13 protein-coding genes and 1 tRNA gene are annotated in these 15,752 nt (G+C 61.2%); 3 read left to right on the forward strand and 11 right to left on the reverse strand.

What is annotated here, in order from left to right:
• Positions 1-184: 184 nt before the first annotated feature.
• The 3 genes from BMX27_RS11470 to putA all read right to left on the reverse strand — a co-directional run bounded on the left by BMX27_RS11470 (position 185) and on the right by putA (position 6,680).
• Entirely contained in the window at positions 185-2,041 is a 1,857-nt protein-coding gene (locus BMX27_RS11470) for an acyltransferase family protein (protein WP_090159948.1), read from the reverse strand.
• A gap of 391 nt (positions 2,042-2,432) precedes the next feature.
• Entirely contained in the window at positions 2,433-3,164 is a 732-nt protein-coding gene (locus BMX27_RS11475; protein WP_090159949.1) for a rhomboid family intramembrane serine protease, read from the reverse strand.
• 57 nt (positions 3,165-3,221) lie between these two features.
• Positions 3,222-6,680: a bifunctional proline dehydrogenase/L-glutamate gamma-semialdehyde dehydrogenase PutA gene (putA, locus tag BMX27_RS11480; RefSeq protein WP_090159950.1), complete on the reverse strand. Its 3,459-nt coding sequence runs from the start codon at positions 6,678-6,680 to the stop codon at positions 3,222-3,224.
• 107 nt (positions 6,681-6,787) lie between these two features.
• Between putA and BMX27_RS11485 the strand changes: the two genes are divergently transcribed.
• From BMX27_RS11485 to BMX27_RS11495, 3 genes are all read left to right on the forward strand, one after another.
• A complete protein-coding gene (locus BMX27_RS11485) occupies positions 6,788-7,273 on the forward strand; it encodes an Lrp/AsnC family transcriptional regulator (protein ID WP_090160026.1) in 486 nt (161 codons plus the stop codon).
• A 47-nt stretch (positions 7,274-7,320) separates the two neighbouring features.
• Positions 7,321-7,869 (forward strand): tetratricopeptide repeat protein, encoded by a 549-nt coding sequence (locus BMX27_RS11490; protein ID WP_090159951.1) that lies wholly within the window; start codon positions 7,321-7,323, stop codon positions 7,867-7,869.
• Positions 7,870-7,909: 40 nt separating this feature from the next.
• Positions 7,910-7,995, forward strand: a tRNA-Leu gene (locus BMX27_RS11495).
• A gap of 15 nt (positions 7,996-8,010) precedes the next feature.
• Here the strand turns inward: BMX27_RS11495 and ccoS are convergent.
• From ccoS to ccoN, 8 genes are all read right to left on the reverse strand, one after another.
• A complete protein-coding gene (gene ccoS, locus BMX27_RS11500; protein ID WP_056037410.1) occupies positions 8,011-8,151 on the reverse strand; it encodes a cbb3-type cytochrome oxidase assembly protein CcoS in 141 nt (46 codons plus the stop codon).
• A complete protein-coding gene (locus BMX27_RS11505) occupies positions 8,148-10,265 on the reverse strand; it encodes a heavy metal translocating P-type ATPase (protein ID WP_090159952.1) in 2,118 nt (705 codons plus the stop codon). Before BMX27_RS11505 ends, ccoS begins: the two co-directional genes overlap by 4 nt.
• Positions 10,262-10,711: a FixH family protein gene (locus BMX27_RS11510; RefSeq protein WP_090159953.1), complete on the reverse strand. Its 450-nt coding sequence runs from the start codon at positions 10,709-10,711 to the stop codon at positions 10,262-10,264. Before BMX27_RS11510 ends, BMX27_RS11505 begins: the two co-directional genes overlap by 4 nt.
• Positions 10,708-12,117 (reverse strand): cytochrome c oxidase accessory protein CcoG, encoded by a 1,410-nt coding sequence (ccoG, locus tag BMX27_RS11515; protein ID WP_090159954.1) that lies wholly within the window; start codon positions 12,115-12,117, stop codon positions 10,708-10,710. Before ccoG ends, BMX27_RS11510 begins: the two co-directional genes overlap by 4 nt.
• 152 nt (positions 12,118-12,269) lie before the next feature.
• Entirely contained in the window at positions 12,270-13,133 is an 864-nt protein-coding gene (ccoP, locus tag BMX27_RS11520; RefSeq protein ID WP_090159955.1) for a cytochrome-c oxidase, cbb3-type subunit III, read from the reverse strand.
• Positions 13,126-13,353 carry a CcoQ/FixQ family Cbb3-type cytochrome c oxidase assembly chaperone gene (locus tag BMX27_RS11525; protein ID WP_090159956.1) on the reverse strand — a complete coding sequence of 76 codons (228 nt, stop codon included), beginning with the start codon at positions 13,351-13,353 and terminating at the stop codon, positions 13,126-13,128. Before BMX27_RS11525 ends, ccoP begins: the two co-directional genes overlap by 8 nt.
• Before the next feature lie 9 nt (positions 13,354-13,362).
• A complete protein-coding gene (ccoO, locus tag BMX27_RS11530) occupies positions 13,363-14,088 on the reverse strand; it encodes a cytochrome-c oxidase, cbb3-type subunit II (protein ID WP_056037392.1) in 726 nt (241 codons plus the stop codon).
• A gap of 10 nt (positions 14,089-14,098) precedes the next feature.
• On the reverse strand, positions 14,099-15,700 hold the full coding sequence (gene ccoN / locus BMX27_RS11535) for a cytochrome-c oxidase, cbb3-type subunit I (protein ID WP_090159957.1): 1,602 nt from the start codon (positions 15,698-15,700) through the stop codon (positions 14,099-14,101).
• Positions 15,701-15,752: the final 52 nt, after the last annotated feature.

Raw genomic sequence — 15,752 nt, forward strand, 5'->3', positions numbered from 1 at the left:
GTGTGTGTGCGACCTGACCTAAACAGACATTTTGTCGTTAGACGTTGAAAGTTCGGTGTGTGCACGAAGCGGACGTTCGGTGTGAGATTCCACCCAAAATTCGTACACTGATGGAGGCTGCGTTTTGTTGCCTACTGATTGCACAATAAGCCCGCCTCATTATCGAGAAGTCACCCTCCGACGGCTAGTCAAGCGTCCCATCGACAGGTTTGATATCCGTGCATGATGCTGGGACGCTGAGCGGAAAAGATGGTGCATCCACCAAATACTGAACGCGCGAAAACAACTCGCTTTTATGTGTTTCGATCCCAGTCTCTGAAAGATGCGTCGTATCATGATAGGTCGCTCGCCCATTTGCCCCAACAAACTGAATGGCGCCGTCTTCGGTTAAAAGGTACGATGAGACATCAAAAAGTGAAACGGCTTGGCCAGTGACCGACGTCAAAATCGTGAGCGCCTCTGCCCGCCGCGACGCTGAAAAATCTGGTTCAAAAAAGACGTTTTGTTTGTTGTCTCTGACGTCAGCACGGCCGGCATCGTCCGGCAAGCGGGGGACATCTGTGAGCAGAAGTATTTGGGAAGACAGCCCCTCCAGCTGCTGTAACGTATCGCAAAGGAAGTTGTCGTTGAGATGCAGCTTCCCGCGCCATGCATAGGAAATAATGATCAGTTCGGGCTCGTGTTCTCGCAGGATCTCTACCACCTGCGGCCACTTGGTTCCGGCCTCACCGGGAAGGAAATTGGTTGCAGGCGATGCCAGAAGGCGGAAATCGAGGCCAAGGTCACGTAGTTCGCGGCGAAAGACTGCACCGTACATCGTCGCCATGCTGTCGCCCAGCAAGACAACCTCGTGGTCAGATTTATTATCATAGAAGCGGCCTTCAGCACGTAGCTCGCTGTCACGCGCAAAGACGAAGTGGGTCGATGTGATCTGAAAAGCGGCCACCACAGAAGATATTATCGCAAAGACAGAACCGCACAGCGCCAGATTTCGACTCCCCGGCTTGTTCAGATAGTGGCGCGCGGGGGTTTCAATCAAATAGTAGCTTAGCAAGGCGAGCCCGAGCGAGAGCAAAACCTTGATCAACACTCTTGGCTCTGCGGACCAGGTCATCAACCGATAGTCAACAATGCAGAAAATAGGCCAGTGCCAAATATACAGGGAATAAGAGATCTTGCCGACAAAGCGGAGCGGGCGTGCCGATAGGACCGCAACCACACCTGTTGAAGATTGCAAACAGGCCGCGATCAGCAAGCTTGCCCCAAGCGTGGGGGCAATGGCGTAGACGCCGGGGTAAGACAGCTCTCCGGACAAGAACACCATGCCGCCGACGACCAAGGATAGTCCTAGCAGGGCAAATACGTTTGAATAGCGTCTTGCGGCGGCTGCGATCTCGTCGGAATAGATCGCCAGCAAGGCTCCTGCTAGCAATTGCCAGGCTCGCGTCGGCAGCAGGTAAAAGGCCCAACGTGGTTTCTCTAACGAAACACCAATACAGAGAACGAGGCTAAGCAATAAAAGCGCAATAGTGCTCCGTAAAAGCCACGTGCGAGATCCCCAGACGAGCATCAAAAGCAAGGGGAAGAACACGTAAAACTGTTCCTCTACCGCAAGGGACCAATAGTGCAAGAGCGGCTGCGCATCGTGCTCTATCCCGAAATAGCTGCCAAGAGTCAGGAGATGGATATTAGCCAGAAAAACAGAGGTATAGCCCGCTGCTTCAGCAACGTTTGCAAAGTCTTGGTCGTTATAGAGCGCCGCCGCTGCGACGAGTGTCGCGGCAATCGCGGCAAAGAAGACTGGGAAAATCCGCGCGATGCGACGCTGGTAGAAGTTCAGGAGAGAGAAGCGTTCAGCGTTCAGCTCCTTCAATATCAATCGGGTGATGAGAAAGCCCGAAATCACGAAGAATACGTCCACCCCGATAAAGCCCCCCGGCAACATTTCAGGGAAGGTGTGAAACAAAAACACCGAAACCACTGCAATAGCCCGGTAACCGTCAATGGCGGGGATGTAGCTTTGTATGTGCTGCTGTGACATCGGCCTAGAGTTTTATGATATTCAAAATGGTATTCGCGGAAACTGAAGAGCCGTCGCTGCACTGTCCAGCAGGAATGTTGATCTTTCAGTTGTTTCTGTTGACGACATGATGCTTCGGGATCTCAAATCCTGAGTCTGCCGAAACCTATCGCGGCCGTTTGCTCGGAGCACTGGATCTCAGAGGCGCCTGTTTGCGCATGGCCAGCTGCGGGCTGCCCTAAGTATGACCGATGGCAGCCGTACGCAGTTTGCGAGCGTCCAAGCATAGCGCAGCATAAGTCGGTGTAGGCTCAAACCCGACCTTCGCTGAACAGGTCAAAAGCAATCGCTCTCTGGCGTGAGACGACAGGCTTGCGCAATCCTCACTGCTTTGCGGTCGCGTCGCCCAACGTTACCGCCTGCGTGGCACTTTGGGGATGCGGGATTCGCGGTATTGCGCGGGCGGGTGATCGGGGTGACCGTCTGTAGCCCGCCAGAACCCGGGGCCACCCAGTCGGAGCCACAGGGGGATCACCAGCAGCAATCCAGCCACGAACCCGCCGTTGTGGGCCCAGTAGGCGACGCCGTCGTTGGGGCTGAACCCGCCCCACAGCTGCATGACGAACCAGACGGCCAGCGTGATCCATGCGGGGATGGGGATGATCTTGAAAAACACGATGAAAAAGAAAAACACGTCCACCCGCGCCTTGGGGAACAGCAGCAGGTAGCCGCCCATCACGCCTGCGATCGCCCCTGATGCGCCAATCGTGGGGATCGGGGAAAACGGCTCGGACGCGACCTGCGCCAGGCCTGCCGCGACTCCGCAGGCCAGGTAGAACAGCGCAAAGGGGACATGCCCCATCCTGTCCTCGAGGTTGTCGCCGAAGATGAACAGAAACAGCATGTTGCCGCCCAGATGCATGATGCCGCCGTGCAGGAACATGGATGTGATGAAACCGCCCCAACCCTCGAACCCCGTGACGCGGGCGGGGATCAGGGCGTAATCGTAGTAGAGCTGCCCAAGTGCGGCATCGGTCTGTGCTGCCATAACCGTCCAGAGCCAGATCGCGATATTCGCGGCCAGCAGGGCGTAGGTCACGAACGGCGTGCGCGTTGACGGATTGTGGTCACGGATCGGAAACATAGCCCCAAGGTGACGGTCCGCCGCCCCGCGTCAAGGGCGGGGCGGCGGATTTGCTGTTCAGCCTGCGACTTCGGCCAGCAGTGCGGCGTTGCCGCCTGCGGCTGTCGTATCGATGCAGACATGGCGTTCATGGGTCACATGCGCCTTGTCCGGCATCGTCGTGACCAGCGCCGTGATCGGGCCGTCGCGCTGCGTCAACGCCTTGGCATAGGCGCGGGCGCGATCTTCGTCCCCCCACCACAGCACGCAGGCCAGATCGGACAGCAGCGTCAGGGTCTCGGGCGTGATTTCGCCGCGTGCGGTGACCGGTTGACCACCGAGGGCACGGACCGCCTCGGCCTGGGCGTCCGCCATGTCCTGTCCCGGCCCCATGCACAGCACCGGGCCGCGCGGATGCGTTGACCAGCGGTTCGATTCGCCGGTCGGTCCGGGCATGTCGCGCGGTTCGGACGACGCACCCTTGGGTGCATCCGCCAACGCCTTTTCCAGCCGTTTGGCGTTGTCCTCTGTCGTCCAGCCACCGCCCAGTGCTGCACCCGGCGCAGCGGTGCTGAAACGCGGCAGATACAGTGGGCCGCCTGCCTTGGGGCCGGTGCCGGACAGGCCCTCGCCACCAAAAGGCTGAGACCCGACGATGGCGCCGATCTGGTCGCGGTTCACGTAGATGTTGCCGCAGTGGACGTTGTTCACGATCATCTCGACACGGTCGTCGATCCGCGTGTGCAGGCCGAATGTCAGGCCGTAGCCCGTGGCATTCACCGCATCGACAACCTTGGACAGATCGCGGGCGTTGAACCGGACCACATGCAGGACCGGGCCAAAAACCTCGCGTTCCAGATCGGCGATACTGTCCAGCGCGATGATGGTCGGGGCCACGAAATGACCCTGTGCCGGGATCGGCAACTGGTGAATCACGCGGCCCTCGGCTGCGGCCTTGGCGATATGGTCGTCGATACCGGCCTTGGCGGCGGCGTCGATCACCGGGCCGATGTCGTTTGACAGCGACCAGGGATCGCCCAGCGTCAATGCGTTCATCGCGCCCTTGAGCATGTCGATCAACTTGTCGGCGACATCCTCTTGCACATAAAGGCAGCGCAGTGCGGAACAGCGCTGTCCGGCTGACCGGAAGGCCCCGTTGATGATGTCGCGCACGGCGTGTTCAGGCAGGGCGGTGCTGTCGGTGATCATCGCGTTCAGACCGCCGGTTTCCGCGATCAGCGGTGTGCCGGGCAGGCAGTGTTCGGCCATGGCGGACGCAATCTTGCGCGCGGTGGCTGTCGACCCGGTAAAGGCCACACCCTTGATCCTGCGATCGGATGTCACGGCGGCACCGACATCGCCACCGCCCGGCAGCAGCTGCACGGCGTTGGCGGGCACACCGGCCTTGTGCATCAGTTCGACCGCCAGTTTTGCGACAACCGGCGTCTGTTCCGCAGGTTTGGCCAGCACGGCGTTGCCGGCCGCAAGGGCCGCGGCGATCTGGCCCGTGAAAATCGCCAGCGGGAAATTCCACGGGCTGATGCAGGTCCAGATCCCGCGCGGGGTGGCCTCCGTCTGGTCCAGTGATTGCGCGGCGTAGTAGCGCAGGAAATCGACCGCTTCGCGCAGTTCGGCCACGCAATCGGGCAGGGCCTTGCCCGCCTCGCGGGTCAGTGCGGCAAACAGCACGCCGTAGTTGTCCTCGAACGCGTCGGCCACGTCGTTGAGGACCCGCGCGCGTTCCTGCACTGGCACATCCCAAGTGGTGGCCGCATCCAGGGCCACGGCAACATCATCCGGGGTCGCGTGGGCAATCTGCCCCACAAGATCGCCCGAGATCGCGGGGTTATAGCGTTCGATGACCTCGCGGGTGGTATCGGTTTCGCCGGCGATGATCGGCTCGACCGTCCAGACGGCCGTGCGATAGGTATCGCGTGCGGCGGCGATCTGGCGCAGCGTCGGGATATGCGTCAGGTCGAACCCCTTGGAATTCAGGCGTTCCGGCTGAAACAGGTCAGGACCAGCGTGCAGGTCGGGCACCTTGTTGATGTTTTCGAACGGGTCGGCGGCAACAACTTCAGGCGGGACGTCCTCGTCCACGATCTGGTTCACGAACGAACTGTTGGCTCCGTTTTCCAGCAGACGCCGGACCAGATAGGCCAGCAGATCCTCGTGTGCGCCGACGGGTGCGTAGATGCGGCAACGGGTGCCGCGATCCTTGAGCACGATGGTATGTAGCGTTTCGCCCATACCGTGCAGGCGCTGGAATTCGAAATCATCGGTGCCGCGGCCCATCGTATCCGCGATGTCGAGGATCGCGGCAACGGTATGCGCGTTGTGGGTGGCGAACTGCGGATAGATGCGGTCGGTCATGCCCAGCAGTTTGCGCGCGTTGACCATATAGCTAACATCAGTGTGCGATTTCGCGGTGAACACCGGGAAACCGTCGATGCCCATGGCCTGGGCGCGTTTGATCTCGGCGTCCCAATAGGCCCCCTTGACCAGACGCACCATGATCTTGCGGTTCAGGCGTTCGGCCATCGCGTGTAGGTAATCCAGCACCATGCCGGCGCGCAGACCGTAGGCCTGCACCACGACGCCGAACCCGTCCCAGCCGTCCAGCGACGGTTCTGACAGAACCTCTTCGATCACATCCAGAGACAGCGACAGGCGGTCGGCCTCTTCGGCGTCGATATTGAACCCCATGCCCGCCGCCTTGGCGAGAATGGCCAGGGACCGCACGCGGGGGACCAGTTCGGCCATGACGCGGTCGCGGTGCGCCTCCTCGTAGCGGGGGTGCAGGGCGGAGAGCTTGACCGAGATACCGGGGTTTTCAGCAACGGAATCGTGCGTGCAATGTTTTGCAATGGCGGAAATGGCACGAGAATAGGACAGTTGATAGGCACGCGCGTCCTTGTCTGTGCGCGCGGCCTCGCCCAGCATGTCATAGGAATAGGTGAATCCCTTTTCCTGCATGCCGTCGGCGCGTTTCATCGCCTTTTCGATCGTTTCGCCCAGCACGAACTGGCGGCCCATCTCGCGCATCGCGCGGCCCACGGCCGTTCGGATGACGGGTTCGCCCAGACGTTTGACGGCACCACGCAGGTGGCGGGTGATGCCCGGCTTTTCGTCGTCCAGCACACGGCCCGTCAGCATCAGTGCCCAGGTTGATGCGTTCACCAGGCTGGATGCGGAATGACCCAGATGCTTGCCCCAGTCGGAGGGCGCGATCTTGTCCTCGATCAGGGCGTCGATCGTGATGCTGTCGGGCACGCGCAGCAGTGCCTCGGCCAGACACATCAGGGCGATGCCTTCGTCGGTCGACAGGCCGTATTCGGCCAGGAACACTTCCATCAGGCCGGGTTCGGAGCTGTTTCGAATCTGGCGCACGAGATCGGCACCATTCCTGACGATCCGTGCGCGGTCGGCGTCGGTCAGTTCCGATTGACCGACAAGCTCAGCCACGACCGCACGTTCGTCGGCGTAGATGCCAGCCTCGATTTGTTCGCGCAGGGTATTGTGAATATCACGGGGCATAGCACTCTCCGATTTTGAATACGGATCACTGTATCAACTTGCCGCTAGTCTATCTGACCTCTATCATATTGATGTGGGGTCAGATGGCCCGCATTTTTGGGGAATTTATGCCGAATTCGACTGGTGACCTGGACCGATTCGACGCAAAGATTCTTGACGTGCTGGCGGTCGACGGGCGCATCAGTGTCACCGCACTCGCCGAGCGTATCGGCCTGTCCAAATCCCCAACCCAGGCGCGCCTGCGCAAGCTGGAGTCGGATGGTGTCATTCGGGGCTACCGGGCCCTGTTTGACCCGATCGCACTGGGACGAGACCACGTATCCTTTGTCGAGGTCAAGTTGTCCGACACGCGCGAGGCGGCCTTGCGGGCGTTCAACGATGCCGTGCTGGCGATCCCGCAGATCGAACAATGTCACATGATTGCCGGATCATACGATTACCTGCTGAAGGTGCGGACGCAGGGCATGACCGATTACCGTGCGGTTCTGGCGTCCTTTATCTCGACCCTGCCGAACGTGTCGGGCACGTCGACCTATGTTGCGATGCAGGCTGTCAAGGAAGAGGGTGTGTCGCCCGTGCCGCCATCAAGCTGACGGTTGCGTGACTTGACGGGTGCGTTCATCCGCCCAAGACTGTCGGCATGATCAGAACCCTTTGTCTTTGTTTGACGCTGTACGCCGGCCCTGCCGTGGCGCAGGATGCATGTCCTGCGGTGCCCGATCACGCAGCGGAAATGGCGCAGGCCATTTCACATATGCAGCGGGCGCAGTCAGCGGCAGAGGCGCAGCGTTCCGCGTCTGCGCTGTGGTCCTATTGGCTGGACGCGCCTGACAGTCACGCACAGGCGCTGCTGGATGCGGGAATGACCCGGCGTGATCTGGGCGATTTCGCGGGGGCGATCGGTTTTTTCGACGATCTGGTCAATTACTGCCCCGCCTACGCAGAGGGTTATAATCAGCGGGCATTGTCATATTTCCTGCAACGCGATTTTGCGGCGTCGCTGGTGGATCTGGATCGCGCGCTGGACCTTTTGCCCAACCACGTCGCAGCCCTGTCCGGCAAGGCGCTGACGCTGTTCGGCCTGGGGCGCGACGCAGAAGGTCAGGCCACGTTGCGCGCGGCCGTTGCGATGAATCCTTGGTTGCAGGAACGCCGGTTGCTGGATGAACCGCCCGGCACCGACATCTGACGCTTGTCCGCGCGGGCGTGCCGGATTACCAACGCCGCGTGCCCCCGTGGTGGAATGGTAGACACCGGAGACTTAAAATCTCCTGACCTTTTGGTCGTGCCGGTTCGAGTCCGGCCGGGGGCACCAAGATGTGATATCGGATCAGTCGTCATCCAGCAGAATGCGTGCGGCGTTGCCCTGCGCGTCGTCGTATTGATCGGTTCGGATCGTCCACAGGAACGCGGCCAGGCCGCAGGCCCCGAGGATCAGCGAGACGGGGATCAGGATCACAAGGACATTCATTTGACGAACCGCATGCGCTGGGCGTTCAACAGAACGGTGATGGATGACACGCTCATCGCCAGTGCGGCGGCCAGCGGCGTGGCATAGCCCAAGAGCGCCACAGGTACCGCGATCCAGTTGTACAGCGCCGCAATCGCGAAATTCTGCTGCGACAGGTGGCGGGTCATGCGGGCGACCCGGATCAGCAGGGGCAGATCGGCAAAGCTTTCCTTGAGGATGACGACATCAGCCGCGTTGCGCGATGCATCAAGGGCCGTGGATGGCGCAAGCGAGGCATGTGCCGAGGCCAGTGCCGCGGTGTCGTTCAACCCGTCACCCACCATCAGAACGTGTCGGCCTTGCTGATCCAGTTGGCGCAGTCGATCCAACTTGTCCTGCGGTCTGGCATCGGCCGTGAAACCGATTCCCAGCCGATCCGCCATGTCACGCGCCGGGGCAGGGCCATCGCCAGTCAGCATTTCACAGTTCAGGTCCATCCCCGCGATGGCAGCGGCGACCCCGTCGCGCAGCCGTTCGGTCGTTTGCAGGCAGATGGCAGGGGCCGTTCCGATCCGGAGCCCAAGTCCGCGGAACGGCGCATTCAGCCATGATCCGCGTCCCAGTGCGACAGGCACACCGTCGTGGAAAGCCAGCACGCCGTTGCCCACGTCCTCGGTCACATCATCCAGGGATGCCGCCCGGACATCGTCCAGTTCCGACAGCACGGCGCGAGACCAGGTGTGGCTGGAGACCTGTGCCAGTCCTGCGACGATGGCACGCTGATTGGCGTCCAGCCCTGTCACGTCGACATGCGCAGGCAGGGTCAGCGTGCCGGTCTTGTCGAACACAACATGGTCCACCTCTGCCAGACGTTCGAGGGCCGTGGCGTGTTTGACCAGAAACCCCCTGCTGTAGAGCCTGCTGATCGCACTCGTGCTGACGGCGGGCACGGCAAGGCCCAGCGCACAGGGGCAGGTGATGATCAGCACGGCGATGGCGACATTTAGCGCGTGACGCAGGTCGCCGTCGTAGGCCACCCAACCGATAAAGGCGAACAACGCCAGCAAATGCACGGCGGGCGCGTAGATCCGTGCCGCACGGTCGGCCAGACTGGTATAGCGGTTGCGTCCGTTTTCAGCCGTTTCAACCAGTGCCGCCATGCGGCGCAGGCTGGTGTCGGTGCCATCGACCGTGGCGACCAGATGAAATGGCGCGGCAAGGTTCACCTCGCCCGCTTGCAGGTGATCGCCCCTTGCGGTTTCCGCAGCTTCGCTTTCTCCGGTCAGCAAGGACCGGTCCAGCAGGGCTGTTTCGCTGGACAATGTGCCATCCACGGGGACACGTTCGCCGGTCGGCACGACCACGATATCGCCCGCCCTGATGTCAGCCACGGGGGTCGTCATGGTCAGGCCGTCGATCAGCACCTGTGCGGTATGCACCTCGAGTGCGGTCAGTTCCTTGGCAGCGGATCGCGCGGCGGTCCGGGTCTGGTGATCCAGATAACGCCCGATCAGCAAAAAGAACGTCAAGGATATGGCTGCATCGAAATAGGCGTGCCTGCCGCCGTTAAGTACCTCGAACAGGGACATGCCTGCGGCCAGCAGGATGGCCAGCGAAATGGGCACATCCATGTTCAACCGACCAACCCGCAAGGCGGACATGGCATTGATGAAAAACGGTTGTCCCGCATAGGCGACAGTCGGCAGTGCGATCAGGGCCGAGATCAGGTGGAACAGGTCGCGGGTGGCATCCTGTGCACCCGACCAGACCGCGACCGACAGCAGCATGACATTCATCATGGCAAAGCCCGAGACTGCAAGCCGGATCAAGAGCGCGCGGCCCACGTTGTCCTGTGCTGCAGCCAGTGCCTGAAGATCGAGCGGATAAGCCTCGAATCCGAGTGATTTCAGCGCGTCCAGCGCACGGCCAGGATCGACGGGTCCCGTGATCGACACCCGTTTCAGCGACAGGTTCACCCGGACATCGGCGACGCCGTTCAGGGTGGCCAGTCCGCGTTCGATCTTGCCGATACAGGCGGCGCAATGGATCGTCGGCACCGAAAACATCAGCGCGGGTCCGGTGGCGGCAGCGCTGGCCGCGGGGATGCCGGCGCAGGCGGGGCAGGCGGCGGTCATGACTGCACCTGCACGATGACCCGCTGCTGGAACAACGTCCCGTCAGCGGCCCGCGCCTGCAGGCGCAGGTTCCAGTTGCCGGCCCCTGCATCGACGTGCGCCCGGAACACGTCACCGTCAAAGACGAAAACGGGCGTCTGGTCGGCGGCCACCATCGTGGCACGGCCAAAGATGGCGGATTCGATCGTGGGTGCCACGGCCTGTCCGTCATGGTGGATGGCAAGGATCAGTTCGTCCCCCTCCAGTCGGGCGGCAACATCCCATCTTAGTGCCTGTTGCGCCGTGCGGTCGGCGTCGAACGACTGGCTGGCGACATAGGAATTCTTGACCTCCAGCCCCGGGAACGTCCGCACCGCGTTGAACGCCAGCGTCAGATTGACCGAGATGATGACCCCGAATGCGAGAACAAAGATGCCGAGGACATGCCATCCTTTGACTTCGGTCATTGGCTTTCCTTTCCGTTGAATGTCGTGGCTTGGCTGGTGCGTTCGCCGCTGCTCAGGTCTTCGACCCAGAACCGCAGGTCCGTGACGGCGCGACCGGCGGCAGGGGCCTGCGGGTCGGCCGTGACATAGACCCGTTGCAGGACCGTTGTGTCGGCGGGAACAGTGACGGTATCGGTGTCGTCCTGACCTTGGAGGGCGATCTGCAATGTGGCGTCGCTGGTCAGGCTGAGCTGAAGTTGCGCATCCTCGCCCTGCTTGTTGCGCAGGCGCACGTCATAGATGTTGCGGATCGCGCCATCGGACTGGACGACATAGGTCGGATTGCGGACGGCAGCGACGGTCAGTTCGATATCGGACCGGATGAACAGCGCATAGACCAGTCCGATCCCCATGCTGGCCCAGACCGCCGTATACAGCAGCGTGCGCGGACGCAGGACATGCCGCCAGACCGATTTGACCGGCTGGCCCGCCCGTTCGGCCGCTTCGTCGGTCAGTGCCATATATCCGATCAGACCGCGCGGTTTGCCGATCCGGTCCATCACGTCGTCGCAGGCATCGATGCACAGCGCGCAGGTGATGCATTCCATCTGCTGCCCGTTGCGAATGTCGATCCCGGCAGGGCAGACGTTCACGCAGGCCATGCAGTCGATGCAATCGCCCGTGTCGGCGTCACGTTTCTTGCCGCGCGGTTCGCCGCGCCAGTCGCGATAGGCCACAGTGATCGTATCGGGGTCCATCATCGCAGCCTGGATGCGGGGCCAGGGACACATGTAGTTGCAGACCTGTTCACGCATGAACCCACCGAACACAAAGGTGGTCGCGGTCAGGATCGCGATGGTGACATAGGCCACGGGATTTGCCGTGAACTGCACCAGATCGCGGGCCAGTGTGGGCGCATCGGTGAAATAGAACACCCATGCCCCGCCCGTCGCGAGCCCGATCAGCAGCCAGACCGTCCATTTCGTCAGGCGCAGACGCCATTTGTGCAGATCCCACCTGGCCCGGTGCAGGCGGACACGCGCGTTGCGGTCGCCCTCGATCCAGCGTTCCACGAGGATGAACAGATCGGTCCAGACGGTCTGGGGGCAGGTATAGCCGCACCAGACCCGGCCCAGCGCCGATGTGAACAAAAACAGGCCCAGCCCGGCCATGATCAGCAGCCCTGCCACGAAATAGAATTCGTGAGGCCAGATCTCGATCCAGAAAAAATAGAACCGGCGGTTCGCCATATCCACCAGCACCGCCTGATCGGGCATGTTCGGGCCGCGATCCCATCTGATCCAGGGGGTCAGGTAGTAGATGCCCAGCGTCACGGCCATGATCCACCATTTCAGTTGGCGGAACCTGCCGGAGACGCGGCGCGGAAAGATCGGTTCGCGCGGGGCGTATAATTGTGTTTCGGACATCGTGGGTCTCCTGTTCGCGAGACCTGTCTAGGATGTCGGTGCAGGCTGTGCCTTGATCTGTGTCAAACACTATCTGCAAATGCCCCAAGGCGGCATGTTTTGCGAACAGGGCCGCCTTGGGATTGCGGGCCGGGATGTGGCCCGCGCTCTGCCTACTCTCCGCCTCCCAGCGCATGTACGTAGACAGCAACTGCGCGCACGTCTTCCTCGCTCAGGCGTTGGCCCCAGGCGGGCATGACGCCGAAACGCGCGTTGGTGACGGTTTCGGTCAGTGCCGCGCGGTCCCCACCATAAAGCCAGATCGCATCCGCAAGGTTGGGCGCACCCAGATCGCGGTTTCCGCCTGCGTCGTTGCCATGGCAAGCGGCGCAATTGTCCATGAACAGACCTTCACCTGCCTGCGCGAGCGATGCGTCGAAATCGGTGTTGCCAAGGCTGGTGACGTATTCGACCACCGCGGCAATTTCGCCGTCCTCGAATATCTCGCCATAGGCGGGCATCTGCGAATAGCGCGCATCCCAGTCGGTGTCGTTGCGGATCCCGTGACGGATGGAATAGGCGATCGCCTCTTGATCACCGCCCCACAGCCAGTCGTTGTCCAGCAGGTTGGGGAATCCGGTCGTGCCTGCCGCACCCTGTCCGTGACACTGACTGCACTGGGCGCGGAACACGGACCCGCCGCGTGCGACCGCATAGCGGTGCAGGTCGTCCGTTGGGGGCAGGTCGGTCAGGTCAGCGGCATTCAGGGCGGCGACCAGATCGGCGTTTTCAGCCTCGTGGGCGGCGATGTCCTGCGCCACCTCGGTGCGGGTCGCAAAACCAAGAACACCTGACGTCGCACCTGAAATCATCGGCCATGCGGGATAGGCGATCGTATAGCCGATCCCCCAGACGATACAGGCGTAGAACGTCCACAGCCACCATCGCGGCAGCGGGTTGTTCAGCTCCTTGATCCCGTCCCATTCGTGGCCGGTCGTCCCGACGCCGGTTTCATGGTCGATCTGTTCGTCAGACATTGAATTTGTCCTTCCATTCGTCGCCGCATTTGCAGGCTGCGCAATCATTGGTGCAGGATTTTTCCGCCGTATCGTTGCGAAAGGGGATCATGCTGGCGTCCTCGCGGGCATGGCTGAGGCCGGGCCAAAAGGCCCAGACGGCCGCGCCTGCGAAAAAGGCAAACATGGCCAGCAGCACCCAGCTGTCCGCCAGTTCGCGCAAGAAAGAATAAGTGTCCATCGCGGCCTCCTATCGGCTGGCATCGGGGGTGAAGGTCGAAAAATCGACCAATGTGCCCAGCATTTGCAGATACGCGATCAGCGCATCCATTTCGGTCAGGGCCGACTGTCCGTCAAAGTTCGACACGACCGCACCGGGATAGCGTTCGACCAGCGCGTCCCAGTCACCGTCAGGATCGGCCTGCACGCGGAAATCTGCGCTGGCATGGGCGATCTGGTCGTCGGTATAGGGTACGCCCACGAAACGGTGGGTACGCAGCAAATCCTCGATGTATTCACCGCTGATCGCAGTTTCCGACAGGAACGCGTATTTGGGCATGACGCTTTCGGGGACGACGGATTGCGGGTCCTTCAGGTGGGCCACGTGCCAGTCATCCGAATAGCGCCCGCCGACACGGGCGAGGTCCGGTCCGGTGCGTTTCGACCCCCATTGGAACGGGTGGTCGTACATCGATTCCGCGGCCAGCGAATAATGACCGTAGCGTTCGACCTCGTCACGCATCGGGCGGATCATCTGGCTGTGGCAGACATAGCAGCCCTCGCGGATGTAGATGTCGCGCCCCGCCAGTTCGAGCGGCGCATAGGGACGCATCCCCTCGACCTCTTCGATGGTGTTTTCCAGCCAGAACAGCGGTGCGATTTCCACGATGCCGCCGACGGTGACCACAAGCAGCGAACTGACCAGCAGCAGCGTCGGGCTGCGTTCAAGGATGGCGTGTTTGTCCAGGATTCCCATGTTCTTTTCCTTATTCCGCTGGGGTTGCTTGGGGCAGGGCAGCCCGTGCCGGTGCGGCCCCGCGGATGGTCATCCACATGTTCCAGCACATGATCAGTGCCCCTGCGAGGAACATCACACCGCCCATTCCACGCACCACATACATCGGGAATTTTGCGGAAACCGTGTCGGCAAAGCTGTTGACCAGGAACCCTTGGTCGTCGACCTCGCGCCACATCAGGCCTTCCATGATGCCAGAGATCCACATGGATGCGGCGTAGAGAACGATTCCCAGCGTCGCGAGCCAGAAGTGCCAGTTGATCGCGGACATCGAATGCATTTCCTTGCGGCCCCACAGGCGCGGCGTGAGGAAATAGATGCAGGCAAAGGTGATCATGCCGTTCCAGCCCAAAGCACCCGAATGCACGTGGCCGATGGTCCAATCGGTGTAATGCGACAGGCTGTTGACCGCGCGGATCGACATCATCGGACCCTCGAAGGTGGACATCCCGTAAAACCCAAGGCTCAGGACGAACATCCGCAGGATCGGGTCTGTGCGCAGCTTGTCCCAGGCCCCTTGCAGGGTCATCAGGCCGTTGATCATGCCGCCCCAGCTGGGCATCCACAAAACGATCGAGAACACCATGCCCAGCGTCGACGCCCAGTCAGGAAGGGCCGTGTAGTGCAGGTGGTGCGGGCCGGCCCAGATATAGAGAAAGATCAGCGCCCAGAAGTGGATGATCGACAGCTTGTAGCTATAGATGGGGCGGTTCGCCTGCTTTGGCACAAAGTAGTACATCATCCCCAGGAAACCGGCCGTCAAAAAGAACCCGACGGCGTTATGGCCATACCACCACTGGGTCATCGCATCCTGCACACCACTGAAGATCTGCACGGATTTGCTGCCCCAGATACTGACCGGGACGGACAGGTTGTTCACCACATGCAGCATGGCGACCGTGATGATGAAGGCGAGAAAGAACCAGTTCGCCACGTAGATGTGGCGTTCCTTGCGGCGAAAGATCGTGCCGAGAAACACGGCCAGGTATGTCAGCCAGACGAGGGTCAGCCAGATGTCCACGTACCATTCGGGTTCGGCATATTCCTTGGATTGCGTGGCCCCCAGCAGATAACCGGTTGCGGCCAGAACGATGAACAGCTGATAGCCCCAGAAAACGAACCAATGCGCCTTGCCGCCCCACAGGCGTGCGCCGCTGGTGCGCTGCACGACGTAGAACGATGTGGCGATCAGGGCGTTGCCGCCGAACGCGAAAATCACCGCACTGGTGTGCAGCGGACGCAGGCGGCCAAAGTTCGTAAATGGCTGGCCCCAGTCAAAATTCAGTGCCGGAAAGGCAAGCTGGAACGCGATGAATGTTCCGACCAGAAAACCGGCAATCCCCCAAAAGGCCGTCGCGATGACCCCCGCACGGATGACGCCATCGGCGTAGCGGTGGGTATCGACCGCGGGTTTTGGCTCGTCCGCCTGGCGCAAGATCCAGATGAACAGGCCCGCGGCAATGACCATGATCAGGACGGCGTGCACCTGATAGGCCAGGTCGTGCGCCCAGTTCGCGCCGATTGCGGCGATCAGCGTGATCAACGCAAGTATGATGAGTTTGACGTAGTCCATTGTGTTCCCTTGCAATCATGCGAGCACGCAAGAGCTGCTCGTTTTCGCAAGG

Origin of the sequence: Loktanella sp. DSM 29012 (genome assembly GCF_900110705.1) — a bacterium.
Lineage (GTDB): Bacteria > Pseudomonadota > Alphaproteobacteria > Rhodobacterales > Rhodobacteraceae > Loktanella > Loktanella gaetbuli.

Excerpts from the sequence above, each read along its gene's own strand:
- BMX27_RS11470 (WP_090159948.1), bottom strand. The coding sequence starts at position 2,041 with ATGTCACAGCAGCACATACAAAGCTACATCCCCGCCATTGACGGTTAC.
- BMX27_RS11475 (WP_090159949.1), bottom strand. The coding sequence starts at position 3,164 with ATGTTTCCGATCCGTGACCACAATCCGTCAACGCGCACGCCGTTCGTG.
- putA (WP_090159950.1), bottom strand. The coding sequence starts at position 6,680 with ATGCCCCGTGATATTCACAATACCCTGCGCGAACAAATCGAGGCTGGC.
- BMX27_RS11485 (WP_090160026.1), top strand. The coding sequence starts at position 6,788 with ATGCCGAATTCGACTGGTGACCTGGACCGATTCGACGCAAAGATTCTT.
- BMX27_RS11490 (WP_090159951.1), top strand. The coding sequence starts at position 7,321 with ATGATCAGAACCCTTTGTCTTTGTTTGACGCTGTACGCCGGCCCTGCC.
- ccoS (WP_056037410.1), bottom strand. The coding sequence starts at position 8,151 with ATGAATGTCCTTGTGATCCTGATCCCCGTCTCGCTGATCCTCGGGGCC.
- BMX27_RS11505 (WP_090159952.1), bottom strand. The coding sequence starts at position 10,265 with ATGACCGCCGCCTGCCCCGCCTGCGCCGGCATCCCCGCGGCCAGCGCT.
- BMX27_RS11510 (WP_090159953.1), bottom strand. The coding sequence starts at position 10,711 with ATGACCGAAGTCAAAGGATGGCATGTCCTCGGCATCTTTGTTCTCGCA.
- ccoG (WP_090159954.1), bottom strand. The coding sequence starts at position 12,117 with ATGTCCGAAACACAATTATACGCCCCGCGCGAACCGATCTTTCCGCGC.
- ccoP (WP_090159955.1), bottom strand. The coding sequence starts at position 13,133 with ATGTCTGACGAACAGATCGACCATGAAACCGGCGTCGGGACGACCGGC.
- BMX27_RS11525 (WP_090159956.1), bottom strand. The coding sequence starts at position 13,353 with ATGGACACTTATTCTTTCTTGCGCGAACTGGCGGACAGCTGGGTGCTG.
- ccoO (WP_056037392.1), bottom strand. The coding sequence starts at position 14,088 with ATGGGAATCCTGGACAAACACGCCATCCTTGAACGCAGCCCGACGCTG.
- ccoN (WP_090159957.1), bottom strand. The coding sequence starts at position 15,700 with ATGGACTACGTCAAACTCATCATACTTGCGTTGATCACGCTGATCGCC.